The following is a 25,057-nucleotide window of genomic DNA, read 5'->3' as shown; positions in this document are numbered from 1 at the left end:
ACGCATTATGAACACAGTACAATTACAAAAAATTCTGATTGCTAACCGTGGCGAAATTGCCTGTCGTATTATGCGCACCGCAAAGCAAATGGGCTTAACCACGGTTGCGGTGTATTCAGATGCAGATAAAAACGCGCAACATGCAAAAATGGCCGACGAAGCCTACCATATTGGTGCCGCCCCAAGTAAAGATTCATACCTAGTCGCAGATAAAATTTTGCAGGTTGCTAAAACCAGTGGCGCTGATTGCATTCATCCAGGCTACGGCTTTTTATCAGAAAACAGTGAATTTGCTAAAGCCTGTGAAGCAAATAACATTGCTTTTATTGGCCCACCAGCAACGAGTATTGAAGCAATGGGTTCAAAAACCCGTGCTAAAGAAATAATGGCCGCGGCAAACGTTCCTTTAGTACCTGGTTACTATGGTGATAAACAAGACCCTGTTTTTTTGCAATCTGAGGCTGAAAAAATTGGTTACCCTGTTCTTATCAAAGCGGCCTTTGGCGGTGGCGGTAAAGGGATGCGAGTGGTAGAAAAGCCGAAAGACTTTATAGCTGCACTTGAAGGCGCTCAACGTGAAGCCATTGCCGGTTTTGGTAACGATTTAGTGCTATTAGAGCGCTACGTTAATCAACCTCGCCATGTTGAAGTACAAGTATTTGCAGATAATCACGGTAACTGTGTTTATTTGGGTGATCGTGACTGTTCGTTGCAACGCCGACACCAAAAGGTGATTGAAGAAGCCCCTGCTCCAGGTTTATCTGACGCGCTGCGTAAAGAAATGGGCGAAGCGGCTGTTCGCTGTGCATTAGCCATTAATTACCGTGGTGCGGGTACTGTTGAGTTTTTACTTTGCGGTAATGAATTTTTCTTTATGGAAATGAACACTCGCCTGCAAGTAGAGCACCCAGTGACCGAAATGGTAACCGGCGTTGATTTAGTGAACTGGCAAATTAATATAGCGGGCGGGCAAACACTGCCGTTAAAGCAATCTGATATTCAACTGCAAGGCCATAGCTTTGAAGCGCGTATTTACGCCGAAGACCCTGCAAATGACTTTATTCCGTGCTCAGGCACCATTGAAGCGCTACATGTCCCCGTTAATAGTGAATTTGTTCGCATAGATACCGGGATTGCCCAAGGTGATGAAATAAGCCCCTACTACGACCCAATGATTGCAAAGTTAATTGTTCATGATGATAATCGCGAACAAGCGCTTTCTCGTTTGCAACAGGCGCTTGAGCAATTTCATTTAGCAGGCTTTAGTACAAATATTGGCTTTTTACATAACTTAGCTTGCCACGCAAGTTTTAAACAAGGCGCGCCAAGTACACACTTTATTGCTGAGCAAGGTGATTCACTCGCTGCAGTTGATGAGTCATTATTGCTATCAAGCCAGCTTATTGCCGCTTTTGCCTATTTAGAGTCGTTAAACACGCGCCAAGCACAAAACAATAGTGCCAGCCCTTGGCAACAACTGAGTGGGTTTACTTTAAATGCACCGCAGGCAATTAAAATCCCATTTGTAGATTTACCGCTAAGCGCTATCAAAACTGCGCAGGGTTACAATGTGACACACAGTACGGGCGTATACAGTGTTCAAGGGACGTTAAATTATGGTGAGTGCTGCGTATTTATTAACGGTGAAAAGCACAGTGCGCATGTCAACATAACTGATAATGAAATTACTGTAATGAATAAAGCACTGCAAACTAAGTTTGAATGTGTTGATAAACATTATATTAGTTCACACGAAAATGACGCGCTGCCGCTCGCTGCGCCACTCAATGGCACGGTAGTAAAACATTTAATTGAATTAGGTAGCACTATCACCAAAGGTGATGCCGTTGTTATTATTGAAGCCATGAAAATGGAATATACACTTAATGCACCGCATGACGGCATATTACAGAGTTACTGCTTTGGTGAAGGTGAACTAGTTTCACACGGCGCACTGTTAGCCATTGTTGAAGATACGACTGTACAGGAAGGTGCTTAATGAGTGCCTTTGCAAACAAAGTTCGTATTGTTGAAGTGGGTGCACGTGATGGTTTACAAAATGAAAAAACCGTCAGCACTGAAGATAAAGTAACACTTATTAATGCCCTCGCCGCCGCGGGATTAAAAGACATAGAAGCTGGTGCGTTCGTATCCCCAAAATGGGTGCCACAAATGGCAGACTCAAGCGAAGTGATCAGTGCCCTTGATCTTCCAGAGATTAATTTAAGTGCCTTAACGCCAAATTTAAAAGGCGCACAAGCTGCGCATGCTGTTGGTATTAAAGAATTTGCTATATTTACGGCGGCCAGCGAAGCGTTTTGTCAAAAAAATATAAATTGTTCAATAGCGCAAAGTATTGATCGTTTTAGCGAGGTAATGACTTTTGCTAAAGCGAATAATATACGCGTTCGAGGCTATGTAAGCTGTGTTTTAGGCTGCCCTTATGAGGGAGACGTTGACCCTCAGGTTGTTTTAAACGTGGCACAAAAGTTATTAGCACTTGGCTGCTATGAAGTGAGCCTTGGCGATACTATTGGTGTCGGCACCGCAGGTAAAGTGACTGAGCTGCTTACATTGCTGCTCAAGCATATTGATAAAAGTAAGCTTGCAGTACATTTTCATGATACCTATGGACAGGCGCTCACAAATATTTACGCTGCCTTAAGCCTAGGTATTTCAACGGTTGACGCTGCCGTTGCTGGCCTTGGTGGCTGCCCTTACGCTAAGGGTGCGTCAGGAAATGTTGCCACCGAAGATGTTGTTTACTTACTGCAAGGGCTTGGCATTGAACATGGAATTGATTTAAAAAGGCTTGCACAAGCAGGTTGGCAAATTACTAATGCGCTTAATAAACAGCCTGTTAGTAAAGTTTCAGTGGCATTACACACACAATAATTGCAATAGCATAGAATGAGGAGTCACTCATGGCCGGTTTTGATAAAGTAGTTTCGAGTTACGAAGCTGCAATGGAAGGTTTAAAAGACGGCGATACTATCATCGCTGGTGGTTTTGGTTTATGCGGTATTCCCGAGGGATTAATAGCCCAAATTAAAAAAATGCAAACCAAAGAGTTAACGGTCGTATCGAACAATTGCGGCGTTGATGACTTTGGTTTAGGACTTTTATTACAAGACAAACAAATTAAAAAAGTGGTTGCCTCTTATGTGGGCGAAAATGCTCTTTTTGAGCAACAACTACTGAATGGCGAAATTGATGTAGAGCTAACACCGCAAGGGACTCTAGCAGAAAAAATGCGTGCTGGTGGTGCCGGTATTCCTGCTTTTTATACCGCCACGGGTTACGGTACGCCAGTAGCTGAGGGTAAAGAAGTAAAAGAATTTAATGGTCGCCCTTATATTTTAGAAGAGTCAATCACGGGTAAATTTGCCATTGTAAAAGCATGGAAAGCAGACCGTTACGGTAATTTAGTATTTCGCCATACCGCAATGAACTTTAACCCAATGGCCGCAACCGCAGGTAAAATTACCGTTGCCGAAGTGGAAGAGATTGTTGAACCCGGTGAGCTAGAGCCAAGTCAAATTCATACCCCTGGCATTTTTGTAAATCGCGTGATCAAGGGCAACTTTGAAAAACGCATTGAACGTGTTACCACACGAGATTAAGCAGGAGCACTTAAAATGGCATTATCACGTGAACAAGTCGCAATGCGCGTCGCTCAAGAGCTACAAGATGGCTACTATGTTAATTTAGGCATAGGTATTCCGACACTCGTCGCAAACTATGTACCCGATGGCATAGAAGTTATGCTACAGTCCGAAAATGGCCTATTAGGTATGGGTGAATACCCAACCAAAGACACTGTAGATGCAGATATGATCAACGCGGGTAAAGAAACCGTGACGGCAGCTACCGGTGCAGCTATATTTAATAGTGCAGATAGTTTTGCCATGATACGGGGTGGTCATGTAGACTTAACGGTTCTGGGCGCATTTGAGGTAGACCAAAACGGGTCTATAGCCTCATGGATGATCCCTAAAAAATTAATAAAAGGCATGGGCGGAGCAATGGATTTAGTTGCTGGTGCAAAAAACATTATTGTTACTATGACCCATGCCAGTAAACACGGCGATTCTAAATTATTAGAAAGCTGTACGTTACCGCTGACGGGCGTTAACTGTGTTAAAAAAATAGTAACCGATTTAGCCGTATTAGAAGTTAAAGACGGCGCATTTCATTTGCTAGAACGCGCACCAGGCGTATCAGTTGATGAAATTATTAGTAAAACGGCAGGTAAATTGCTTGTTGACGGTGATATTCCTGAGATGGTGTTTTAAACTACTCACAATTTCACCCTGTACCGACCTCATTCCCAGTGCCAATGGCGCTGAGTTACCCAAAATCCCTCGCAAGAGGGATTTTTTTTGCCTTTATTTTAGTTTTTGCACTATAGTGAGAATTTAACGCACCCCTTAGGTGAATTCGCCCTAATAAAAAAATTAAATAACTGATATAGTTAACTTTTATTTTTGGTTTAATAATTGCCTGTAATAAGGTGATTGAAATAACTTTATATTGGATACCATGCAAACACCTATTCGCGGCCTTCGCTCTTTTTGTTTTGCCGCAAAAAGCTTAAGTTTTAAACATGCCGCCAAAGAGCTGTATTTAACGCCATCGGCGGTCAGCCATCAAATAAAGCAGCTAGAAGAGCAGCTGGGCATTGATTTATTTCAAAGGCAAACCCGTTCCATAAGCTTAACGCCAGCTGGAAAAAACTTTTTTGAAGCGATTTACCCCATTATAAATATGCTGGAAAGCACCATTACCGAATTTAGTCAGTTACAACAAAATGTAAATTTAACCATTACCCTGCCCGAGTTTTTTGCCAGTGAATTGCTAATGCCAAAACTCAGTGAGTGGACGAGTGAGCATCCTAATATTAATTTACACATGGACACCCTTAAAACGCGCAAAGAGCTGACTCGCCAAAGTGATTTATCAATCATTTTATCTTCAAGTAAACCGCTTGATGGGCTGGCTACTGAGTTATTTAATTTAGAATATATTCCAGCGTGTAATAAAAAGCTGCTCGATCAGTGGCAAAACGATCACTGCCAGGCACTCAATCAAGTGCCGCTTATTGTTCATAAAGCACGGCCTTGGGCATGGCATCAATGGGCTGAAAAAGTCGGTATTGATGACTTTTCCCCTGCACAAATTATTCAAATAGACAGTATGTTTGGCGTTGCACGCGCTGCACAGCAAGGTATGGGCATCGCGCTTATTCCTTTACCAATAAGCCAAAGCTGGCTGGATGAGCAATGGCTTTACAAACTGTTTGAGCAACCACTAACAACAAAAGACAAATATTATTTAGTTCAGCATGGCTCAAGTACCGCTAATCACCCTCTCGATTTGTTTGCGAAATGGGTGATTAACACCTTTAGGCAAACTAAATAGCACATTCAATTAAGCGCTTCTTGTTGAGCGCTTATTAGCTAATTTTAAAGTGTGCAACTTTTATTTTTAAAATCCCCCTACCGGAAAAAATCAAAAGCGTCTATTTATCAGTACTTTACATATTGGAAAAATCTAAAACCCCATAAGTTAGTTTTTTTCACTTATTAGTTTTGTTTTTATCGCTTGTCGAAATTGAGTAAAAGCTCTAAAGTTAACTCAACCAAACGGCAACACGCTAAAAAATATAAAACGTGTTACCAAAATCAGATTTCATTAGTTTGTAACAACGAGCTAGTAAAAAAGAATCTTTATTGTGTGTGAAGATGTTGTCAGTGTAAAAAACAGCTCAAGTTCGGTGGTGACTTAGCTTGAGTTGTTTTTATTTTTACCCTTGCACCCGCCAATAAACTTAAGAATCTTTATTGTGTGTGAAGATGTTGTCAGTGTAAAAAACAACTCAAGTCCGGTGGTGACTGAGCTTGGGTTGTTTTTATTTTCATTCTCATCAACAACAATAAGCCAGAGTTAGTTTTGTACTAATACAAACCCCCGAATCTTTATTGTGTGTGAAGATGTTGTCAATTGAAATGCAGCGACCGTTAAGTATCTACTTAATCATCGCTGCTTTTTTTTGCTTAAAATTTACTGTTTTCTGGCTACAAATTCTAAAACAGTCGCATTAATACAATATCTATCTTGCCCTCTAGGCCCCTCACCCGGAAATAAATGCCCTAAGTGAATACCGGTACTTTTAGACTTAAGCTCAATGCGCTGCATTCCCCAGCTATTATCTTCATGTTGGGTTACACTGTCTTTTATTGGGTGGGTAAATGAAAGCCAACCGGTGCCTGAGTTAAATCTATCGCGGGTATCAAATAATGGCTCACCGCTTAGTTTATCAATAAAGATGCCATCGGGCGTGTTTTTAAAAATATCATATTCTTTGCAGTAAGGGCTGTCGGTTTTAGCATTAAAAGCCACCTTATAAGCTTCACTGTTGCCAAGCTTAAACGCACCTAATGCTTCATAAAATTGCTCTGGGTTCATGTAGCCTTGGCGAGAATAGACCTCAACCCCATTTTCTAAAAATAATATGGTAGGTGTAGCCCATGTCGCCGATTTAATCGTTAACCCATCAAGCTGATCAGCATGGCGGAAAGTCATTGGAATTGTGCCTTTATAATCATTGGCAACGGCCGCTTTAAACTTTTCGCAGTAAGGGCAATAACTTTGCGAGTCTAAAATAACAATCTGTTTGCCATTTAATAATGCAGTATTATCTACCTTCGGTTTATCACTTTGAGTAAATACAACACCGGTTGAATGATCAGGGCAATAGCCGTTTGGATTTTTTTCAAGGTAATTTTGATGATACTCTTCAGCCGAATAAAAGCGCTCAAGTGGCTTTATTTGCGTCACTATTTTTCCATAATCGGCTTTACTTAATAATTGCTGATACTCACTCGTGACCGCTTTTGCGATGCTCGCTTGCTGATCGGTAGTGGTTAAAATAATAGAGCGATATTGCGTGCCTACATCATTACCTTGACGATTCTTTTGCGTTGGATCGTGGCTCTCATAGTAATTTTGCAACAACTCTCTTGCTGAAATAATATTACTATTAAAGGTAACCTGCACCACTTCGGCGTAATTATCTTCATCAAAGCGACGGGATAACTTAGTGATATTTCTATAGGTTGGCTTAAACCCCCGGCCATCGGCGTAACCCGATTCAGCGTCTAACACACCATTAAGTGCTTCGTAGCGTTTTTCTGCACCCCAAAAACAGCCCGAACCCAGCACTATTTTTTCAACATGCATGGTTGCATCTAAATCAGTTGGTTTGATTATTTCATCTGACGATATAGCACTCATTGCACTTAGTAAGCCCACAATGGCAAACGCCGATAGTATTACCCGCTTAAACATACGATGACCTCTTAGTTTTAGTTACTCTAGGGTCTGTTGACCTTTCAAGGTTAAATTTGCAGCAGTTTGTTTGGTGTTTAGGCAAGGCAGAGCCTATGTGGTGTGGTTATTCCCCATAAATAGGCGATAACGGAGCATCAATGCCAAACAGGCGCTGCCCTTCGGGTTCTGCCTAGGAGCGATTTTAATCCGCAAAGGTCAACAGACCCTAAAGCAGACCTGTAAACTCAAGAATAAATTTCACACGCAATAAAACTTTACGAAGACGGGAATTTAATCGATCCGAGTTTGTCTATTAATATCGTAATAGCACAACGACTGTGATAGCTTAAATACAAACAATATTAATAAGTTATCTGTATGAGCACTTTGCCAAGTATAAAAATATTAACAAATTCTAGTCTGCTTTTTGATGTTTCTCACTACAGCGAACAACACATACTTGCGACGCAAAAAAAACTCTGGGCGCTGTCACAGTATTGTAAAAACACCAATGAGTTTATAGATTTAGTCCCCGGGATGAACTCATTAACCTTGTATTTAAAATCAGCCAGTAATTTACATCAATGGCAAAACACCTTAACAAAACTATGGGATGAGGTTGATGATTACGCCTTTGAAAGTCAGCATCATAAAATAGACACCTATTACCAAGGTGAGGATTTAAACTATGTGGCTAATTATCACAAGCTAACAATAGATGAGGTAATTAATTTACACAGTAAAGAAATTTACCATGTGTTGTTTTTAGGTTTTGTGCCCGGTTTTCCTTATTTACATGGGCTCAATTCTCAACTGTTTACCCCAAGGCGTGATAACCCACGAGTCAGTGTTCCTAAAGGCGCGATTGCGATTGGGGCAGACCAAACAGGCATTTATCCTGAAAACTCACCTGGTGGCTGGCATATTATTGCTCATACTGATGCCTGTTTATTTGATGCAACCGCCTCAAACCCTTGTTTATTTAAACCCGGTGACACCCTTGAATTTGTGCCTGTTAAAAGGAGTAAACAATGATTAAAGTAATCAAACCCGGTATACAGCTTACAATCCAAGATTTAGGCCGTGTGGGTTTTCGTCATTTAGGGGTTAGCCGCTCGGGTAGCTTAGACGCCTATGCGCACATTATTGCCAATCGCTTAGTAAATAATCACGATAACGATGCCGTACTTGAACTCACCGTTGGGTTATGTGAATTGCAATTTGAGTGCGATACCGTCATTGCTCTGCATGGAGCCGACTTAAACGCTAAACTTGACGCTCAAGCCGTTTACCCCGGGTGGAGTTATCCGGTAAAAGCAAAACAAACACTTAAATTTGATACAGGACGCGGTGGCTCCAGAGCTTACATTGCCGTAAAAGGTGGAATTGAATGCCCTGAAGTTATGGGTTCTAAATCAACCGACTTAGGGGCAGCCATTGGTGGTTTTAATGGCCGAGCATTACAAAGCGACGATATTATAAAAATAACCCCATATACTCAGCCTTGGCTATGCAATAAAGGTGCATTAACACCGCCTAAACGAAAAGTTATTCGGCTACATCAAGGCCCACATCATGAACTACTTACACCTGAGTGTATAAACGCTTTCTGTACCACCTCATTTACTATTAACCCGAATAGTAATCGAATGGGAGTACGCTTAGATCATAATAATAGCCAAATAATGCAACACTCGCTCTCACTGCACTCACTCGCGGTAGCACCGGGAAGCGTGCAACTCCCACCCGATGGCAACCCAATTGTGCTATTAAATGATGCACAAACAACGGGGGGCTACCCATTGATAGGCCATGTAATAGAGGCGGATTTACATCAGTTTGCTCAGTTTAGAACCGCCGATTCTATTACTTTTGAATTTGTAACGCTTGAACAAGCAACCGCGGCAAAAAATAAACTCGATGCGCATCTATCTCAGCTTAAACTGAGTTTAAATCGCTATTGGGCTAATTAACATAATGCGATAACGCTGTTTTCTTAATGATTATATTTGCACCCACTTGGTGCAAATATAAATTTTCATGAGCATTAAATGCTTATCCCTGCCTGTTTTAAATTAAAAATTGTACAATCAGTTGCTATCACACTATCAACCTCACCATGTTGGTGCACCAGTAACTTGTTTGGTGCATAAATTATTCTTATTAATTTAAAAAAGCCGTGTGACTTAGTTATTTATTTCTGATAAAACAAGGTTAGTCTTTAGCAAACTCGCTATCGTAGGCACTTAATAGGAATGAGGAAAAATTATGTGTTCAATTTTTGGTGTACTCGATATTAAATCGGATCCCAGCCAGTTACGCACTCAGGCAATCGAAATGTCTAAACTGTTACGTCATCGTGGGCCTGATTGGTCTGGTGTGTATTCATCTGATAAAGCAATTTTAGTGCATGAGCGCTTAGCCATTGTTGGCGTATCAAGCGGTGCTCAACCCCTTTACAACCCAGAAAAAACCCATATTTTAGCGGTTAATGGCGAAATTTATAACCACAAAGAGCTGGCCGCTAATTTAGAGGTCGACTTTGATTTTCAAACCCAGTCAGATTGTGAAGTGATTTTAGCCCTGTATAAACAAAAAGGGCCGGCATTTTTAGATGACTTAAATGGTATTTTTGCTTTTTGTTTATATGACGAAGAGCAAGACGCGTACTTAATTGGTCGCGATCACATTGGTATTATTCCACTGTACACAGGTCACGATGAGCACGGTAACTTTTATGTAGCGTCAGAGCTCAAAGCGCTGTCACCTATTTGTAAGCACATTGAAGAGTTTCCGCCGGGGCATTACCTGTACAGCAAAGACGGCAAATTAACCCCTTACTATAAACGTGATTGGCAACGCTTCGACGCTGTTAAAAACAACGATGCCAAAGCAGAAGATGTAAAAGATGCATTGGAAGCGGCGGTTAAGCGCCAGCTTATGTGTGACGTACCCTATGGCGTATTGCTATCGGGTGGCTTAGATTCATCGGTTATTTCCGCTATTACCCAGCGCTTTGCTGCAAAACGTATTGAAGATAACGATGAAAGCGATGCTTGGTGGCCTAAACTGCATTCCTTTTCGGTGGGTTTAGAAGGCTCCCCCGATTTAGCCGCAGCGCAAAAAGTAGCTGATATGATAGGGACTATTCACCACCCTATTATCTTTACTATTCAACAAGGTATTGATGCACTTAAAGAAGTGATTTACCACATTGAAACTTACGATGTAACCACCATTCGTGCATCAACCCCAATGTACTTAATGGCCCGTCAAATTAAAGCCATGGGTATAAAAATGGTGCTCTCAGGTGAAGGTGCAGATGAATTATTTGGCGGTTATTTATATTTTCATAAAGCGCCTAATGCACAAGAATTTCATGAAGAGCTGAACCGTAAAGTTTCAAAGCTCCATATGTTTGACTGTTTACGTGCCAATAAATCAATGGCGGCTTGGGGTGTTGAAGCACGCGTACCATTTTTAGATAAAGAGTTTGTTGATGTGGCAATGCGCATTAACCCTGAAGCTAAAATGTGTAAAGACGGCAAAATTGAAAAACACATTTTACGTGCAGGCTTTGACGGTTACCTCCCAGATGAAGTGTTATGGCGTCAAAAAGAGCAATTCTCTGATGGCGTTGGCTACAGCTGGATAGATACCTTAAAAGAATTTGTTAATGAGCAAGTAACGGATCAAGAATTGGCGAATGCCAAATTTAAATACCCAATTAACACGCCAGACTCTAAAGAAGCGTATTTTTACCGCAGTATTTTTGAGTCGCACTTCCCAGGCGATGCCTCGGCTAAGTGTGTACCACATGGTAAATCAGTTGCGTGTTCAACCCCAGAAGCACTCGCATGGGATGCAACATTTCAAAATAATGCCGACCCATCAGGGCGCGCCGCGGGCGTTCATAACGAAGCGTACAAATGAAAATTTAACCATCCTAAGCTGCAGTGTTAAAGCTGCAGCTTTTTTTGGTGTCTTTGTGCGTAATTTTCTTAAAATGCTTATTGCACTGAGAGAAGTGAATGAGAAGAAAATGAGAAAGTAAAAGCCATTCTGCCTCATCATTTTTGTTTAATTATGTGGCTTTGTTACTTCTCTAAAAGCGCAGCGTCTCTTTACCCTCTTCGTGAGTTAAGCTGTTAAGACTCAAAATAAATGAGAAAGCAAATTAGTTTAAACTGCAAAATAAGTATGCCACCTTTTTATAAAAACTACTTTAACATCGCTATTTTCATTGCTGATTCTATTAACCTCCCCTTGGCTAAAAATCTAAAGCTATAAAAATGTAATTAAAAAGTCATAAAAAAGCCCATTTAACAAATTACTCTTAGTTTTAAAAATCAGAGTACGCTTTTAGCGTATCAAATTAAGTGATTTATCTGTTTATACGCCCTATTAATATGAATATTCATTAACTTAGCTTTTGCATTCATTGCTATTTACGACTATAAAATAAAGTGCTAACGCGTTAGTTTTCATTTTCTTAGCGACCAGACATGTACAATAAAAAGACAAAGTCAGCTCAAAATTTTAGCAAAGTGTTAATTCTTTCGTATTTAATATTTAACTCCCCTAGCAGTAAAGGTATGATGGGCAATTAAATTAGTTAGTCTTCTAATTATTCGTGTTGTTAGCTTTGGCAAAGAATCTAATAAGACGAATACAGTGAACTATAAAAAACTGGCATTAAGCCAGCCTGTTTCATTAACCAATGAGGTATTGCATGAGCGAGAATCATGACAAGTACAGTATTGACAATACGGACTACACCGTAGGTCAAGACAACGTGCAAAAATGGGGGTTTGATATACATAACCCTGTATTCGGAATAAGTGCAGGGTTAATAGCGCTGTTTTTAATTGCCGTATTAGTATCTGATGCCGAAGTTGCTAAAACAACGCTAGATGGTATTAAAACCGATATTATTAATAATTTTGACGGCCTGTTTATGTGGGCTGCTAACTTCTTTGTTATTTTTTGTTTAGTTTTAATTTTTTCGCCTTACGGCAATATCCGTTTAGGCGGCGACGATGCTAAACCATCTCACTCTCGTATTTCTTGGCTGGCAATGTTATTTGCAGCAGGTATGGGTATTGGCTTAATGTTTTGGGGAGTTGCTGAACCGGTGGCTTATTACACCGGCTGGTATGAAACACCGCTTAATGTGGCTGCCAACACCCCAGAAGCAGCAAAGCTTGCAATGGGCGCAACTATGTTCCACTGGGGTCTTCATCCTTGGGCCATTTATGCGGTTGTCGCGCTTTCTTTAGCGTTTTTCACATACAATAAAGGCTTACCGCTTTCTATACGCTCAATTTTTTACCCTATTTTAGGTGATAAAGCATGGGGCTGGCCGGGGCATATAATCGATATTTTAGCTGTGCTTGCGACCTTATTTGGTTTGGCAACGTCTTTAGGATTAGGTGCTCAACAAGCTTCAGCGGGTATTAACCACGTATTTGGCCTTGAAGGTGGCGTAGGTTCACAAATTCTGGTTATTACAGGGGTGACGTTATTAGCCATTGTCTCAGTTATTCGAGGCATTGATGGTGGCGTTAAGCTACTAAGTAACGTCAATATGCTTATTGCTTTAGTGCTACTGGTATTTGTATGTTTAGTTGGTTTTGCTGTATCTATGGGTAATATACCAAACACGGTAATGGGCTATGTAGAAAACATTATTCCGTTAAGTAACCCACATGGTCGTGAAGATGAAACATGGATGCATGGATGGACAGTATTTTATTGGGCTTGGTGGATTTCGTGGTCACCGTTTGTAGGTATGTTTATTGCCCGTGTTTCACGTGGTCGTACAATTCGTGAGTTTTTAACCGCTGTACTACTTATTCCTACAGCAGTCACTATCTTATGGATGTCTATTTATGGCGGCATCGCAATTGACCAAGTAGTTAATGGAATTGGTGCCCTAGGAACTGACGGTTTAACAAGTGTGCCTATGGCGATGTTCCAAATGCTTGATGAAATGCCAATGGCGAACGTTTTATCTTTCATTGCTATTGTTTTAGTACTGGTATTCTTTATTACTTCTTCTGATTCAGGGTCACTTGTAATCGATTCAATCACAGCAGGTGGTAAGATTGATGCGCCGGTACCACAGCGTATTTTTTGGGCGTCTGTTGAGGGTGCTATCGCTGCTGCATTACTTTGGATTGGTGGCACTCAAGCGATTGAAGCACTGCAAGCGGGGGCTATATCAACCGGTCTGCCATTTACCATTGTATTGTTATTGATGTGTGTAAGCTTAATTTTAGGTTTACGAACTGAGCCTCGCCCAGTTAAATAACACAACACATTCCATAATAAAAAAGCCGCAAATTGCGGCTTTTTTTGTGCTCTATTTTTAACAGTAATGCTTCAATAGCTAAAGCCAAATTTCACTCACTGGCGTGTCTGATCTATAGTGGTAACTCAGCTGCGCTTGCAGCAGCTCGGCAGTGGCTAGTGCATCAGTAAGCGCATTATGGTTTTGATACAGTGGCAATGAATAACGCTCCCGTGTATCACTTAACCTAAGTGATCCTAGCTTTGAATTAAACAGCCTGCCTAATAACCCCTGCCGCGCTTTAAGCGCCCGCCTTTCTATTTCCATCGTATCAACTAGTGCAAACTCAATGCCCTCTTTTATACGCATAAGTAGCGCGTTATAAAAAAAATGACGTTCTATTGCAGCATAATGTACCACCACCACTTTGCCTTTAAGGGCATCAAGCAGTGGCGCTAAAATTCGATTAAGATCAGGGGCTTCATCCACTTCTGAATGAGTAATTCCATGAATAACTATTGACTCTTCACTTAAATCTCGTCGTGGTTGCACCACCCAGTGACGGCTCTCTTTACAATAAATACGATTTACATTAAAAGGCACCAGCCCCACACTAACAATATCATCGCTATTCGCATCAAGGCCGGTTGTTTCAAAGTCGAGCGCCACAAAAGGGACATCTTTAAGTGGAGCAGCCTGATTGGTAAACGCTTGTTGATAAAAGTCTTTAAGTAACGGGTTTTGCGCAGTTTGCAATAACTGCTCGTAGCGCTGTGACCAATCTAACGGTGATTTAGCCATAACTTATTTCACACCCGGGTGCGCAGAATAGCTAAATTTTAAAAAGCTTTGCGCTTTTTCTAAAATAGCAAAGGCTTCTTTTAAATTACTTTGCTCAAAGGGTGAAAGTAAATGGGGGTCTAGATCGTTATCTGGGGCTTCACCCTGCTCTATTTGCCACGCCTGATGACGAATACGTACTGTGGCAATATACTCAAACGCATCACGTAAATCTTGTGCTTTACCTTTAGGCAGTAAATTTGCCTCTATAATATCTTCTAAGCGCTCAAAGGAGTTTTGTTTACGTGAGCCAACCGCTAAGGCGTGCACGCGCACCACATCAGATAGCGGCGCCGTACCACGGCGTTTTAAGTTCATTGACCGCTTATGCTGGCCATTATGCTCAAGCACAAAACCGTTAAAGAATCCTAGTGGCGGCGTTCTATTGCGCGCATTGGCAGCAAGGTTCGCTAAAAAGCGTTTGTTTACTTTGCTTTCTTTGGCCACCAGCGTTTTAAGCTCATCGGCCCATTTTAGCTTGCCCCATACACCATCTAAGTCAAAAAATATCGAACTATTAAGCAGTGCTTGCGGTTTCGGCTCGGCCATCCAACTAGCAAATTTTTCTTTCCATTGTGTACGGGTCATACGCCATTTTTTAAACGACGCCATAATTTCACCGTCACAATAGGTATAGCCACATTTAGCTAAACCATCACATACAAAATCTGATAGGTTTTGAAAATACTCATCGTGCAGTGCCTCATCAAAACTATTATCCAAAATGAGAGCATTATCTTGATCAGTCACAATTAGCTGCTCGTCGCGGGCCATTGAGCCTAAGGCTATAAAACAATAAGGAATAGGCGGCTCGCCAAATTTTTCTTCGGCCAGTGCTAACAAACGCTGTTTAAAGGTACGCCCTATGACCGCCATAGCGGTTCCGATCATATGCGAATTTGCATCTTCATTAACCATACGTACAAATACATTAGGTAATTGGCGCGCGTAATGAACTAAGTCATCAACTGATTGCTGCGCTAAAATACCGCGTACTAACAGTAAGCTACTTTGTGATTCATAACGTAAAATGTCAGACAGCGATATTACCCCAATAGGCCGTTTTTTATGTACCACAGGTAAATGATGTAAGTTATCTCTTAGCATGGCTAATACGGCTTCAAACACATAGGCGTTGCTATCAAGTAGTACTAAGCTTGATGTCATTACTTCTTTGGCGGGTGTATCATATGTTAACCCTTGGGCAACCACCTTAGTGCGAATATCTCTGTCGGTTATGATCCCAACAACTTGACCGTCGTCTTCTTCTGGGTCGTCGCTTATTTGTTTTTCTATGTCGGTAACTAACACTGAAGAGACCGATTCTTGCGTCATTAAAAATGCGACGTCTTGAATAGCAGTTTGCATTGTTACTGTGACCACATCACGGTGTAATAATGACTTCACTTTCGCGGTGGTTAAATCATTGCTGTCGGCTTGCTCTACAATGGCTTGGTGCAAACGTACGTTACCATCCACTTCAAAAAAATCGGCAAAGGTTTCGTATTTATCACAATATTCGTTGAAGGTATTAACGTTAATACAATAGGTTAAGGTGTCTTCTAGGGCTCGAGCCGGAAAGCGCACTTTGCGGTTCATCAATAGGCCCATTTGGCCAAAAATGCCGCCTGTGGCTAAACGATTATAGAGCTCGCCATTACGACGTGAAATTTCAACCGAGCCACTACGAATAATATATAAGTCACTAATATCTTGGCCTAAATGTAAAATATCAGTTTGCGCACGAAAATAAGCAACTTCAATTTGCATTGCTAGTTCGTTTAGTGCCTCGCTCTCAAGCGTATCAAAAGGGGGGTGTTCAACTAAAAATTGGGCTATTTCAACTTGCTCGGCCTGCATGGGTGATCCTTGTGGCTTTAATCTAGTTGAATTGTGGGCTTAATTGGCTATTTTTTCAAAGAAAAATAGCCAATTAGCGTAATTAGTTAGTCAAGTTGCTCCAGCTCTTGGGCTAATTGCTTTGACTCATCGCCACGAGGACTGGTAAAGCGGGCTAATCCTAAATAAATCACCGGTGTTAAGTAAAGCGTAAACAATACCGCTAACGCAAGTCCACCAAATACCACCCAGCCAATGGCATTACGTGCTTCTGCTCCGGCACCAGTTGACATAATTAGGGGTAACGCACCGAGTAAGGTCGATATTAAGGTCATGGTGATTGGTCTTAAACGTACCAATGCAGCTTGTTCAACCGCTTTTCGAACACTCAGCCCCTGATCTCTTAATTGATCAGCAAACTCGACCAATAAAATTGCATTTTTAGCGATTAACCCAATTAACATCACTAGGCCTATTTGCGAGTAAATATTCAGTGAGGTACCGGTTAAATACAGCGCTAAAATGGCCGATGTAATCCCAAATGGTACAGTGATCATTACCACGATTGCACTGTTAACATTTTCAAATTGCGCCGCAAGTACTAAAAACACAATTAAAAATGCCAATACGTAGGTCATTAATACTTCGTTGGAGGTTTCTTCAAATGTCAGTGCTTCCCCTTTAAACGCAAGGGTAATACCTGCTGGTAATGATTGCTCAGACACTTGCTTTATTTGCTCCACTAGGGTGGCAATTGTTAAGCCTTCAGGCAGCTCCATACTGAGCCTATGGCACGGCGCTGAGCATGACGCTCAAGCTCGGCGGCAACCCCTTCCTCTGAAATGTTAGCGACACTACTGAGCGGTACCAATTGATTATTACGAGCTCTAATAAACAAGTTTGCTAAATCACTTGGGTCGTTAATAGTTTGATTTTGTGCCTGTAGCATAATAGGAATAGATTGATCGCCAATGTTTAAATCAGCGATATCGTCACCATTAATAGCGGCTTTTAACGTAATTGCGATATCACTTAAAGACACGCCAAGTTCTTCTGCGCGTCGTCTGTCAATATTAACACGCAATTGCGGCTGCGATGGCTGATACGATACTCTTACCGGCGCAACTTCTGGCACGGCTTTTTCAAGATCAGCTGAGAACTGCTGTGCAGCCTTAAATATTTCAAGGTAATCTTGTCCCAGTAAAGCGATTTCTATGCCGCCACCTTGGCCACGTAAATTTAAGCTATTTGCCCCACCAGGGTAAGCTGGTGCGCCTGGGATGTTGCCTAAAGGCTGGCGAATTTTATTAATAATTTCTTGTTGGCTAAAGTTACGTTCATCCCAATGCTTTAATGGCACAGTAATAAACACAATATTGGGATCCCATTGCCCAACCACAGTGTAGATAGACTCAATTTCACCACTTTCAACGAAAGGCAATAAGGTATCTTCCATTTTAATGGCTTGTCTATCCATAAAGTTTAACCCTACGCCATCAGGTCCGCGGGCAAATATTCTAATTTTACCGCGGTCTTCAGTAGGGAGCAGTTCGTTATCTAAACTCATATACAAAGCACCCGAACCGCCTGCAACTAATAAACAAACAATAAAGGTAACCCACGCATGATCCAGTACTTTATGAATTGTTTTGGTATAAATATTGGCAAGCACGTTACCAAATTTCGCAAAGGGATGAAAACCACCTTGCTTAAGCTTTAGTTTAGAGGTGAGCGCCGGCACTAACGATAACGCAACAAAGCTAGATATAATTACCGCACCAGCTAGTACGCCACCAAACTCCCTAAATAAACGCCCTGCTGTAGAGGGTAAAAATGCGATGGGTACAAACACAGCCGCTAATACTGCAGTGGTGGCAATAACGGCAAAAAATACTTCACGGGTACCAACAACCGCTGCGGCACGCCTTCCAAGGCCTAACCCTCGCTGGCGTTGAATATTTTCACTCACTACAATTGCATCATCAACAATTAAGCCTGTCGCTAATACCAGTGCTAATAAGGTTAAAATATTAATTGAAAACCCAAGTGCCCATATCAGAGCTAATGAACCTATAAGCGCAACAGGAATGGCAAATGCTGGGACTAATGTTGCACGCCATGAACCAATAAACACCCATAAGGTGATGATCACTAGCAGTACCGTTAGAACCAATGAGTTAATCACTTCATCTACTGAGCTTCTAATAAACTGCGCGTCATCTGATGTTAGCGTAAACTCCATCTCAGGAAAGCGCTCACGCATCCCCTCTATAAGGTTGAGTACTTCATCAGAAATTTCGATAGTGTTGGACTGTGCTTGGCGAATAATTTCCATACCAATAACAGGTTTACCATTAAGTCTTACCATAGAGCGCGGATCGGCAGGACCAAAGTACACGGCAGCAATATCGCTAATACGAGTATCGCCCTGAATTATAATGTCGCCCACCTGTGCGGGGGTAACAGACGTTGCATCAGCGCGCACTATTATTTGCTGATCGTTTGATTTTAAACTCCCTGCAGGCACATCAAAGGGGGCTTGCCTAAGTACATCGGCAACATCTGGAATCGTTAAGTTAAAACTGCTGAGCTTTAATGGATCAATGCGAACCCTGAGCACACGTTCTCTATCGCCGTTTAATCGTACGTCGGCAACACCAGGAATAGTTAAAAACTGCGGCGCTAAATCAACATCAACCCGCTCTGTTAATGCCTCTAACGATAAACTTTCACTTGATACTGTTAATGAAACCACCGCTTCAGCGTCGTTATCAGCCTTAATAATAGAAACGCGCTCTACCTCTTCAGGGAGCTCTCTTTGCACTCGAGCAACTGACTCACGCGTTTCATTTGCAGCGTCGTCAAGGTTAACACCCGGTCTAAATTCAACCACAATACGTGAATTACCTTCTTCACTTTGCGCACGAATCGATTTAACACCGCTCACACGGGCCACGGCACCTTCAAGTTTACTGGTAACTTCGGTATCAACGGTTTCAGGTGAACCACCAGGGAACGAGGCTGATACAGTAATACGGGGTCTGTCTACATCTGGAAGCTCTCGAACTTCTACGCCTGCTATGGCGGCAATTCCGGCAATAATAATCAGTAAATTCAGAACCACAATAAGCACTGGGCGGCGAATAGCCATTGATGGCAAGTCTTGCATCATAGGTTGCTGTTTCATGGCTACTCCTGCGTATTAGCGATTGGCGCTGAGAAGCTTAGCTCTTGGTTCGCACGTAAGCGTTGTACGCCCTCTACCACTAAGTTATCTTGTTCTTTTAAAGCCCCCGAAACTAATAAACGACCAGCAAGGCGCTGTTCAATTTTCACATCAATTCGAGTGGCTTTTTTATTAACACTTGTCCAAACGTAAGGGCCTGTTGCTCCCCACAGTAATGCCGCCTCAGGTACAGCAGCAAAACGTTGCCCTTCTACTTCAATATGAACACGAAAACTCATGCCAGGTAAGAACTTTTGCTGCGGGTTTTCAAGCTGCGCTTTTACACGTAAGGTGCGGGTTTGTGGGTCTATTCGTGAATCTAGATAAGCAATTTTTGCGTTTACAGCATTTTGTGACTGCCAAGGGAATACTTTTACATTGCCTTTATTGCGCAGCATATAAACGGCCGATTCTGGGGCGTTAAAATTTATATATAAAGCACGCGTATCATCAATACTTGCAATCGCCGTTTGGGGAGTAATTCTGTCACCCACTTCAACGTCGGTAAGTCCCATAGTGCCGTTAAAAGGCGCACGAACTTGGCGGTCTTCAAATTCTGTTTCTGCTTGGGTAAGGGTCACTTTTGCTAATTCAACAACTGTTTTTGCATCATCCACATCACTTTGTGGCACAGCCCCTTTTGCTTGGCTTTGCTTTAAACGTGCGAGGGTTCTTTGGGTGTCAGCAAGTTTTATTTTTGCCTCTTCAAGTGCTGCTTTTTGTCTGCGTGAATCAAGTTCAAGTAACACATCACCGGCCTTTACGCTATCACCCGGTTTAAAATGCACCGCCGTTACTTTATCGCCCACAGCCGGATATAAAATAACCGAATGAATTGCTTCGGCATTACCGACAGCCTGAACTTGCTCTTTAGCACGTTCCATCGCTACCTGCTCCACCACGACATTGGCACTCTTTACAGATAAACTTAACGACATTAAAGAAAAAAACACGCTGGTAAAAAGAATTCGCGATTTCAAAGGATCACCCTAATTAATTATTATTTGCATTATGTTACGCAGTTTAACAGCTCTATGATCAATAAATAGCTAAGTACGATAAATTAGCAAAACAATAAGCTGAAATTAAGCATGCTAGCCACTCTACATATTTTTACAGCTGCATACAAAATCCACACATATTTAAATTACATTTATGACTATGATTTAGCTCATCAATATTTTTAATAAAGGCACATTTATGAAAAAGAGTTTAATTATGGTGATCTTGCTATCAGGCTGTGCATCACCAGGGATTGATCGGGCAGATCAAAATCAAGTTGTTAAACGTTATTATGCGTCTGTTGAATCAATACAAAAAGTAACACTCTCCTCAGAAGTGGGAACTGGAATAGCTGCTGGTGCGGGGTTTGGCTTTGTAGATAGCTTAGATGGCAATAAAGAAGAAATGATTGGCGGCGCCATTGTTGGTGGATTAGTCGGTGGATTATTTACTGCTTTATTTGAAGGGGGCAACACCGCGTATCAGTATAATCTAAAAGCTCGATAAAAACACAAAATGTGTGCTCGTCAATGCTGCCAACAAGGTCACGCTCTCTACTACAGATACAAGCAATTGTGAAAAGAGTTTAAAATAAAAAACCTCAGTTGAAACTGAGGTTTTTATTAATAACGTACAAACAAAAAGTACCGCTTATTTATTTCGCTGTGCGTCTTTTTGCGCTTTTTTAGCTTCTTTACGTTGTTGTAAAACAGCTTGTGCTTCGTTACCAATGTGGCCTTCACCGCGCGCTTGAGCAAGCTCTATTTGCTTTTGGCGCTCTGCAAAGCGAGCGCGTTGTTCATCGGTTACATTGTCAATACAGTGGTGACACGACACCCCTTCCATGTATTCTGGCTTTTGCTTTTCTTCTTCTGTGATAGGCATGCGACATGCATGACATTGATCGTATGAGCCTTTTTGTAAGTCATGATTTACCGCTACACGGTTATCAAATACAAAACACTCGCCTTCCCACATGGTTTCTTCTTTTGGCACTTCTTCTAGGTATTTTAATATGCCGCCTTCAAGGTGATATACCTCATCAAAACCTTGCTCTTTCATATAGGCTGTTGATTTTTCACAGCGAATACCACCAGTACAAAACATGGCTACTTTTTTATGTTTTGATGGGTCTAGGTTTTCTTTGGCCCACTGAGGAAATTCACGGAACGTTTTAGTGTTTGGGTCTACTGCGTTTTGAAACGTACCAATTTCAATTTCGTAATCATTACGGGTATCAACAAGGATCACCTCTGGATCAGAAATAAGGGCATTCCATTCATGTGGCTTAACATAACTGCCCACTACTTTTAATGGGTCTACGCCTTCAACACCCATAGTCACAATTTCTTTTTTTAGCTTAACTTTTGTACGGTAAAACGGGCATTCGTCATCAAATGATTCTTTGGTAACAATGTTGTCTAAATTTGGTTGGGTGTCTAACCACGCAAGTAAATTATCTATGCCTTCACGTTTTGCAGAGACAGTACCGTTAATCCCCTCTGCGGCAATTAATAAAGTGCCTCGTACTTCGTTTTGCTCCATTACATTAAGTAAAGGTTGGCGAAGTGCTTCAAAATCCGGCAGAGAAACAAATTTATACAGAGCGCATACAACAAAGTGTTCGCTGGTTACATTGTCTTTATGGACAGCAGTCATGGTATTCCTATTTTGCTTTTAAAACCCGCAAGGGGCGGTTTACCGAATCGTAAATCCGGCGCATATGGGGCGCGTATTTTACGCTTTTTTTATTTAAATGCAAAAAAATGGATGATAATGCGCTTTTTACTGTTAGCGCAGTAGCTCAGTGGGCTATAATGCGCGGATAAATTTATACAGACTTGCTCATATTGGAGAAACATACATTGCACTTTACTGATCTTGGGATTGATACTCGCCTAGAAACACAATTAGCGCACCAAGGGATCACCCAGCCTACCGATATTCAAGCTCATGCTGTGCCAACGGCACTGGCGGGACATGACATTTTCGCTCAGTCAAAAACTGGGTCAGGCAAAACTTTAGCGTTTTTATTACCGGCTGTGCAGCGTGTAATGAAACAAAAAGCACTCAGTAAACGTGATCCTCGTGTACTTATTGTTGCTCCAACTCGTGAGCTTGCGACCCAAGTTTTTACTCAACTTCGATTACTTATTGCCGGTACCAACATAAAGGCCGTTAAAATCCTCGGTGGCGAAAATTTTAACGACCAAATTAAAGCACTGCGTAACGACCCTCACTTTGTGGTCGCCACACCTGGGCGTTTAGCCGATCATTTAAAGCAACGTTCATTACAATTAAGTGGCCTAGAGTTACTTATATTTGATGAAGCTGACCGTATTTTAGATTTAGGTTTTACCGATCAACTTAAATTAATTAATGAACTGGCCGATCATCGTCTTCGTCAAACTTTATTGTTTTCGGCGACATTAGATCATGCTCAAGTTGATGCGTTATCGCGTAATTTATTAAAAAAACCAAAACAAATTATGCTCAGTGCAGCCAATGAGCAACACAGTGATATTAAACAAACACTGTATTTAGCTGACCATCTTGATCATAAAGAAGCACTGCTTGAGCACTTTTTAAATCAAGATAACGTTGGCCAGTGCATTATATTTACTGCCACACGAGCTGATACCAGCCGTTTAAGTGAATCATTAAATAGTAAAGGCTTTAAATCTGTCGCATTAGCTGGGGATTTAACTCAAAGTAAGCGCCTTGATATTATGGATGCGTTTAGCCGTGAAAACTTTAAAATATTAATTACTACAGATGTTGCTTCGCGCGGTTTAGATTTACTCAGTGTTACCCATGTTATTAACTTTGATTTACCAAAACACGCAGAAGAATATGTTCATCGTATTGGTCGTACTGGTCGTGCTGGTTTTAAAGGTAACGCATTATCACTTGTGGGCCCTAAAGATTGGGCAAGTTACTTGGCAATAAAATCATTTTTAAATGATGAATTATCGTTTGCTGCTGTTGAGGGTTTAAAAGCGAAATTTAAAGGTATTAAAGAGAAAAAAGTAGCGCCAATTAAACCGACTAAAAAAGCAGTGACCGCGAATAAGCCACAGCCAAAACGAAAAGCAAAACCGAAAAAGCCAGCGGCCCCAATTAAAGCACCTATTAATATTGATGGTGATACCCCGATGCGTCGTAAAAAAAAGCCTGAGCAGGAATAATTATGAGTTACCTAGGAACCACCCAAACCCTTTTTGTTAAAGAAGTCAGCAACGAAGGTGCCTATTTAGATGGGCACGACTTAGGTGAAGTTTTTTTACCTAAACATGAAATAAAACATGAGCTTGAAGCCGGCGATAGCATCAGCGTATTCACTTTTTTAGATAATGCAAACCTGCCAACAGCCACAACTAAAAAGCCGCATGCTCAAGTGGGTGAATATGCCCTACTGCGTGTAAAAGAAATAAACAGCATAGGCGCGTTTTTAGATTGGGGCTTAGAAAAAGACGTACTTGCACCGTTTAATGAACAAAAACCACGTATGCAAGAAGGCTACTCATATTTAGTGCGTTTATATCTTGATAACGCCAGTCAGCGTATTTGTGCCTCAACTAACTTTAACCGTTTTTTATCAAAAGATGAGCCTCAGTATAGTCACTTACAAGAAGTTGACTTAATTGTAGCAGGCAAAACTGATATTGGTTACAAGGTGCTTATTGAAGAATCCCATTTTGGCGTCGTGTTTTACAACATGGTGTTTAAAAACCTGTTTGTTGGTCAAAAGCTAAAAGGATTTATTCAAAAAGTACGTGAAGACGGAAAAATTGACGTCATACTTGAAAAACCAGGCATGGGTAAAGTAAGCGAGCTTGGTGAAAAAATAATGGAAAAACTAAAGGATGAGGGTGGTATATTAGCCATAGGCGATAAGTCTGAACCTGAATTAATTAAAAAAGTGTTTTCGACCAGCAAAGCAAATTACAAAAAAGCCATTGGCGGTTTATTTAAACAAGGCTTAATTGATATTGAAGCTAAGTCTATTCGTTTAAAATAATTAAATAAAAAGCCACTTAAGTTTTAAACCTAAGTGGCTTTTTAGTATCTGAAATTTATAACCTAATATTTTTATAAGGTAAGGTACAGCGAGAATATTCATTTGAGTATTCAATTAATTCTTTTTTAGAATCTAGATTTAACGGCGCTAGTCTAAAAACTTTTTCTGTACACTCTTTTTGCATTTCATCATGTGTCGCAACACAGTCTCTGCTGCTAACATCTATTCCTGCTAACACACCTTCATTGGTGTAACACAGATGCTGGGCATAATTTTGAGCAATTTTTTTAAACTTGAATAAATCAACGGGGTAACCAGATACCAAGTCAGTAACGTTTGAAACATCATCATACATTTTAGTTGAAAAAACATATTTATTTACAGCAAAGCCACTAATGATAATTACAACTAAAAATATTATTATACGCAAAGCAAATCCCTCACTGCACACCCATAATTTAAATGTAGCACAAAGCAAAGCAGTTGTAAGGAACTGCTCTCAATT

17 protein-coding genes and 2 pseudogenes are annotated in these 25,057 nt (G+C 41.1%); 12 read left to right on the top strand and 7 right to left on the bottom strand.

Annotated features, from left to right (window positions below):
- The first annotated feature begins 7 nt into the window (after positions 1-7).
- The 5 genes from ABZP26_RS08040 to ABZP26_RS08020 all read left to right on the top strand — a co-directional run bounded on the left by ABZP26_RS08040 (position 8) and on the right by ABZP26_RS08020 (position 5,421).
- A complete protein-coding gene (locus ABZP26_RS08040) occupies positions 8-1,999 on the top strand; it encodes an acetyl/propionyl/methylcrotonyl-CoA carboxylase subunit alpha (RefSeq protein WP_215522118.1) in 1,992 nt (663 codons plus the stop codon).
- Positions 1,999-2,895 (top strand): hydroxymethylglutaryl-CoA lyase, encoded by an 897-nt coding sequence (locus ABZP26_RS08035; RefSeq protein WP_013464897.1) that lies wholly within the window; start codon positions 1,999-2,001, stop codon positions 2,893-2,895. Before ABZP26_RS08040 ends, ABZP26_RS08035 begins: the two co-directional genes overlap by 1 nt.
- Before the next feature lie 29 nt (positions 2,896-2,924).
- Positions 2,925-3,623: a CoA transferase subunit A gene (locus ABZP26_RS08030; protein WP_036956468.1), complete on the top strand. Its 699-nt coding sequence runs from the start codon at positions 2,925-2,927 to the stop codon at positions 3,621-3,623.
- 15 nt (positions 3,624-3,638) lie between these two features.
- On the top strand, positions 3,639-4,295 hold the full coding sequence (locus ABZP26_RS08025) for a 3-oxoacid CoA-transferase subunit B (RefSeq protein ID WP_013464895.1): 657 nt from the start codon (positions 3,639-3,641) through the stop codon (positions 4,293-4,295).
- 247 nt (positions 4,296-4,542) lie between these two features.
- On the top strand, positions 4,543-5,421 hold the full coding sequence (locus tag ABZP26_RS08020) for a LysR family transcriptional regulator (RefSeq protein WP_013464894.1): 879 nt from the start codon (positions 4,543-4,545) through the stop codon (positions 5,419-5,421).
- Between the two features lie 642 nt (positions 5,422-6,063).
- Here ABZP26_RS08020 and msrA read toward each other — a convergent pair.
- Complete coding sequence (gene msrA / locus ABZP26_RS08015; protein WP_128583571.1) at positions 6,064-7,350, bottom strand: peptide-methionine (S)-S-oxide reductase MsrA; 1,287 nt, start codon at positions 7,348-7,350, stop codon at positions 6,064-6,066.
- Positions 7,351-7,710: 360 nt separating this feature from the next.
- Here msrA and pxpB point away from each other — a divergent pair, with 360 nt between their 5' ends.
- The 4 genes from pxpB (at position 7,711) to ABZP26_RS07995 (ending at position 13,645) form a co-directional block, all read left to right on the top strand.
- Positions 7,711-8,367: a 5-oxoprolinase subunit PxpB gene (gene pxpB / locus ABZP26_RS08010; protein WP_013464891.1), complete on the top strand. Its 657-nt coding sequence runs from the start codon at positions 7,711-7,713 to the stop codon at positions 8,365-8,367.
- The gene (locus ABZP26_RS08005) at positions 8,364-9,305 is read left to right on the top strand and encodes a biotin-dependent carboxyltransferase family protein (RefSeq protein WP_128583572.1); all 942 of its coding nucleotides are present in this window, start codon (positions 8,364-8,366) and stop codon (positions 9,303-9,305) included. The genes pxpB and ABZP26_RS08005 overlap by 4 nt, the downstream gene beginning before the upstream one ends.
- 295 nt (positions 9,306-9,600) lie before the next feature.
- Positions 9,601-11,265: an asparagine synthase B gene (gene asnB / locus ABZP26_RS08000; RefSeq protein WP_368485596.1), complete on the top strand. Its 1,665-nt coding sequence runs from the start codon at positions 9,601-9,603 to the stop codon at positions 11,263-11,265.
- A 799-nt stretch (positions 11,266-12,064) separates the two neighbouring features.
- Positions 12,065-13,645, top strand: a complete 1,581-nt coding sequence (locus ABZP26_RS07995; protein WP_013464887.1) for a BCCT family transporter — start codon at positions 12,065-12,067, stop codon at positions 13,643-13,645.
- A 78-nt stretch (positions 13,646-13,723) separates the two neighbouring features.
- Here ABZP26_RS07995 and ABZP26_RS07990 read toward each other — a convergent pair whose 3' ends face one another.
- The 4 genes and pseudogenes from ABZP26_RS07990 to ABZP26_RS07975 form a co-directional block, all read right to left on the bottom strand.
- Positions 13,724-14,425 (bottom strand): 3'-5' exonuclease, encoded by a 702-nt coding sequence (locus ABZP26_RS07990; RefSeq protein ID WP_013464886.1) that lies wholly within the window; start codon positions 14,423-14,425, stop codon positions 13,724-13,726.
- Positions 14,426-14,428: 3 nt separating this feature from the next.
- Positions 14,429-16,324: a putative nucleotidyltransferase substrate binding domain-containing protein gene (locus ABZP26_RS07985; protein WP_016899937.1), complete on the bottom strand. Its 1,896-nt coding sequence runs from the start codon at positions 16,322-16,324 to the stop codon at positions 14,429-14,431.
- 86 nt (positions 16,325-16,410) lie between these two features.
- A pseudogene (locus ABZP26_RS07980) lies at positions 16,411-19,490 on the bottom strand (efflux RND transporter permease subunit).
- Between the two features lie 2 nt (positions 19,491-19,492).
- On the bottom strand, positions 19,493-20,509 hold the full coding sequence (locus tag ABZP26_RS07975; protein ID WP_368485595.1) for an efflux RND transporter periplasmic adaptor subunit: 1,017 nt from the start codon (positions 20,507-20,509) through the stop codon (positions 19,493-19,495).
- Between the two features lie 220 nt (positions 20,510-20,729).
- Here ABZP26_RS07975 and ABZP26_RS07970 point away from each other — a divergent pair.
- A pseudogene (locus ABZP26_RS07970) lies at positions 20,730-21,126 on the top strand (hypothetical protein).
- 56 nt (positions 21,127-21,182) lie between these two features.
- Here ABZP26_RS07970 and ABZP26_RS07965 read toward each other — a convergent pair.
- A complete protein-coding gene (locus tag ABZP26_RS07965; RefSeq protein ID WP_028835275.1) occupies positions 21,183-22,190 on the bottom strand; it encodes a rhodanese-related sulfurtransferase in 1,008 nt (335 codons plus the stop codon).
- 206 nt (positions 22,191-22,396) lie between these two features.
- On the opposite strand from ABZP26_RS07965, the gene ABZP26_RS07960 reads away from it, so the two are divergent.
- A complete protein-coding gene (locus ABZP26_RS07960; protein ID WP_368485594.1) occupies positions 22,397-23,719 on the top strand; it encodes a DEAD/DEAH box helicase in 1,323 nt (440 codons plus the stop codon).
- Between the two features lie 2 nt (positions 23,720-23,721).
- A complete protein-coding gene (locus ABZP26_RS07955) occupies positions 23,722-24,552 on the top strand; it encodes a S1 RNA-binding domain-containing protein (protein WP_010389931.1) in 831 nt (276 codons plus the stop codon).
- Positions 24,553-24,607: 55 nt separating this feature from the next.
- On the opposite strand, the gene ABZP26_RS07950 is transcribed toward ABZP26_RS07955, so the two are convergent.
- Positions 24,608-24,982, bottom strand: a complete 375-nt coding sequence (locus tag ABZP26_RS07950; protein WP_368485593.1) for a hypothetical protein — start codon at positions 24,980-24,982, stop codon at positions 24,608-24,610.
- Between the last annotated feature and the right edge of the window lie 75 nt (positions 24,983-25,057).

The sequence above is a fragment of the Pseudoalteromonas sp. SD03 genome (assembly GCF_040937955.1).
GTDB classification, from domain to species: domain Bacteria; phylum Pseudomonadota; class Gammaproteobacteria; order Enterobacterales; family Alteromonadaceae; genus Pseudoalteromonas; species Pseudoalteromonas tetraodonis.
The sequence above is the reverse complement of the archived record's forward strand: the minus strand, read 5'-3'. Positions and strand labels throughout refer to the sequence as shown.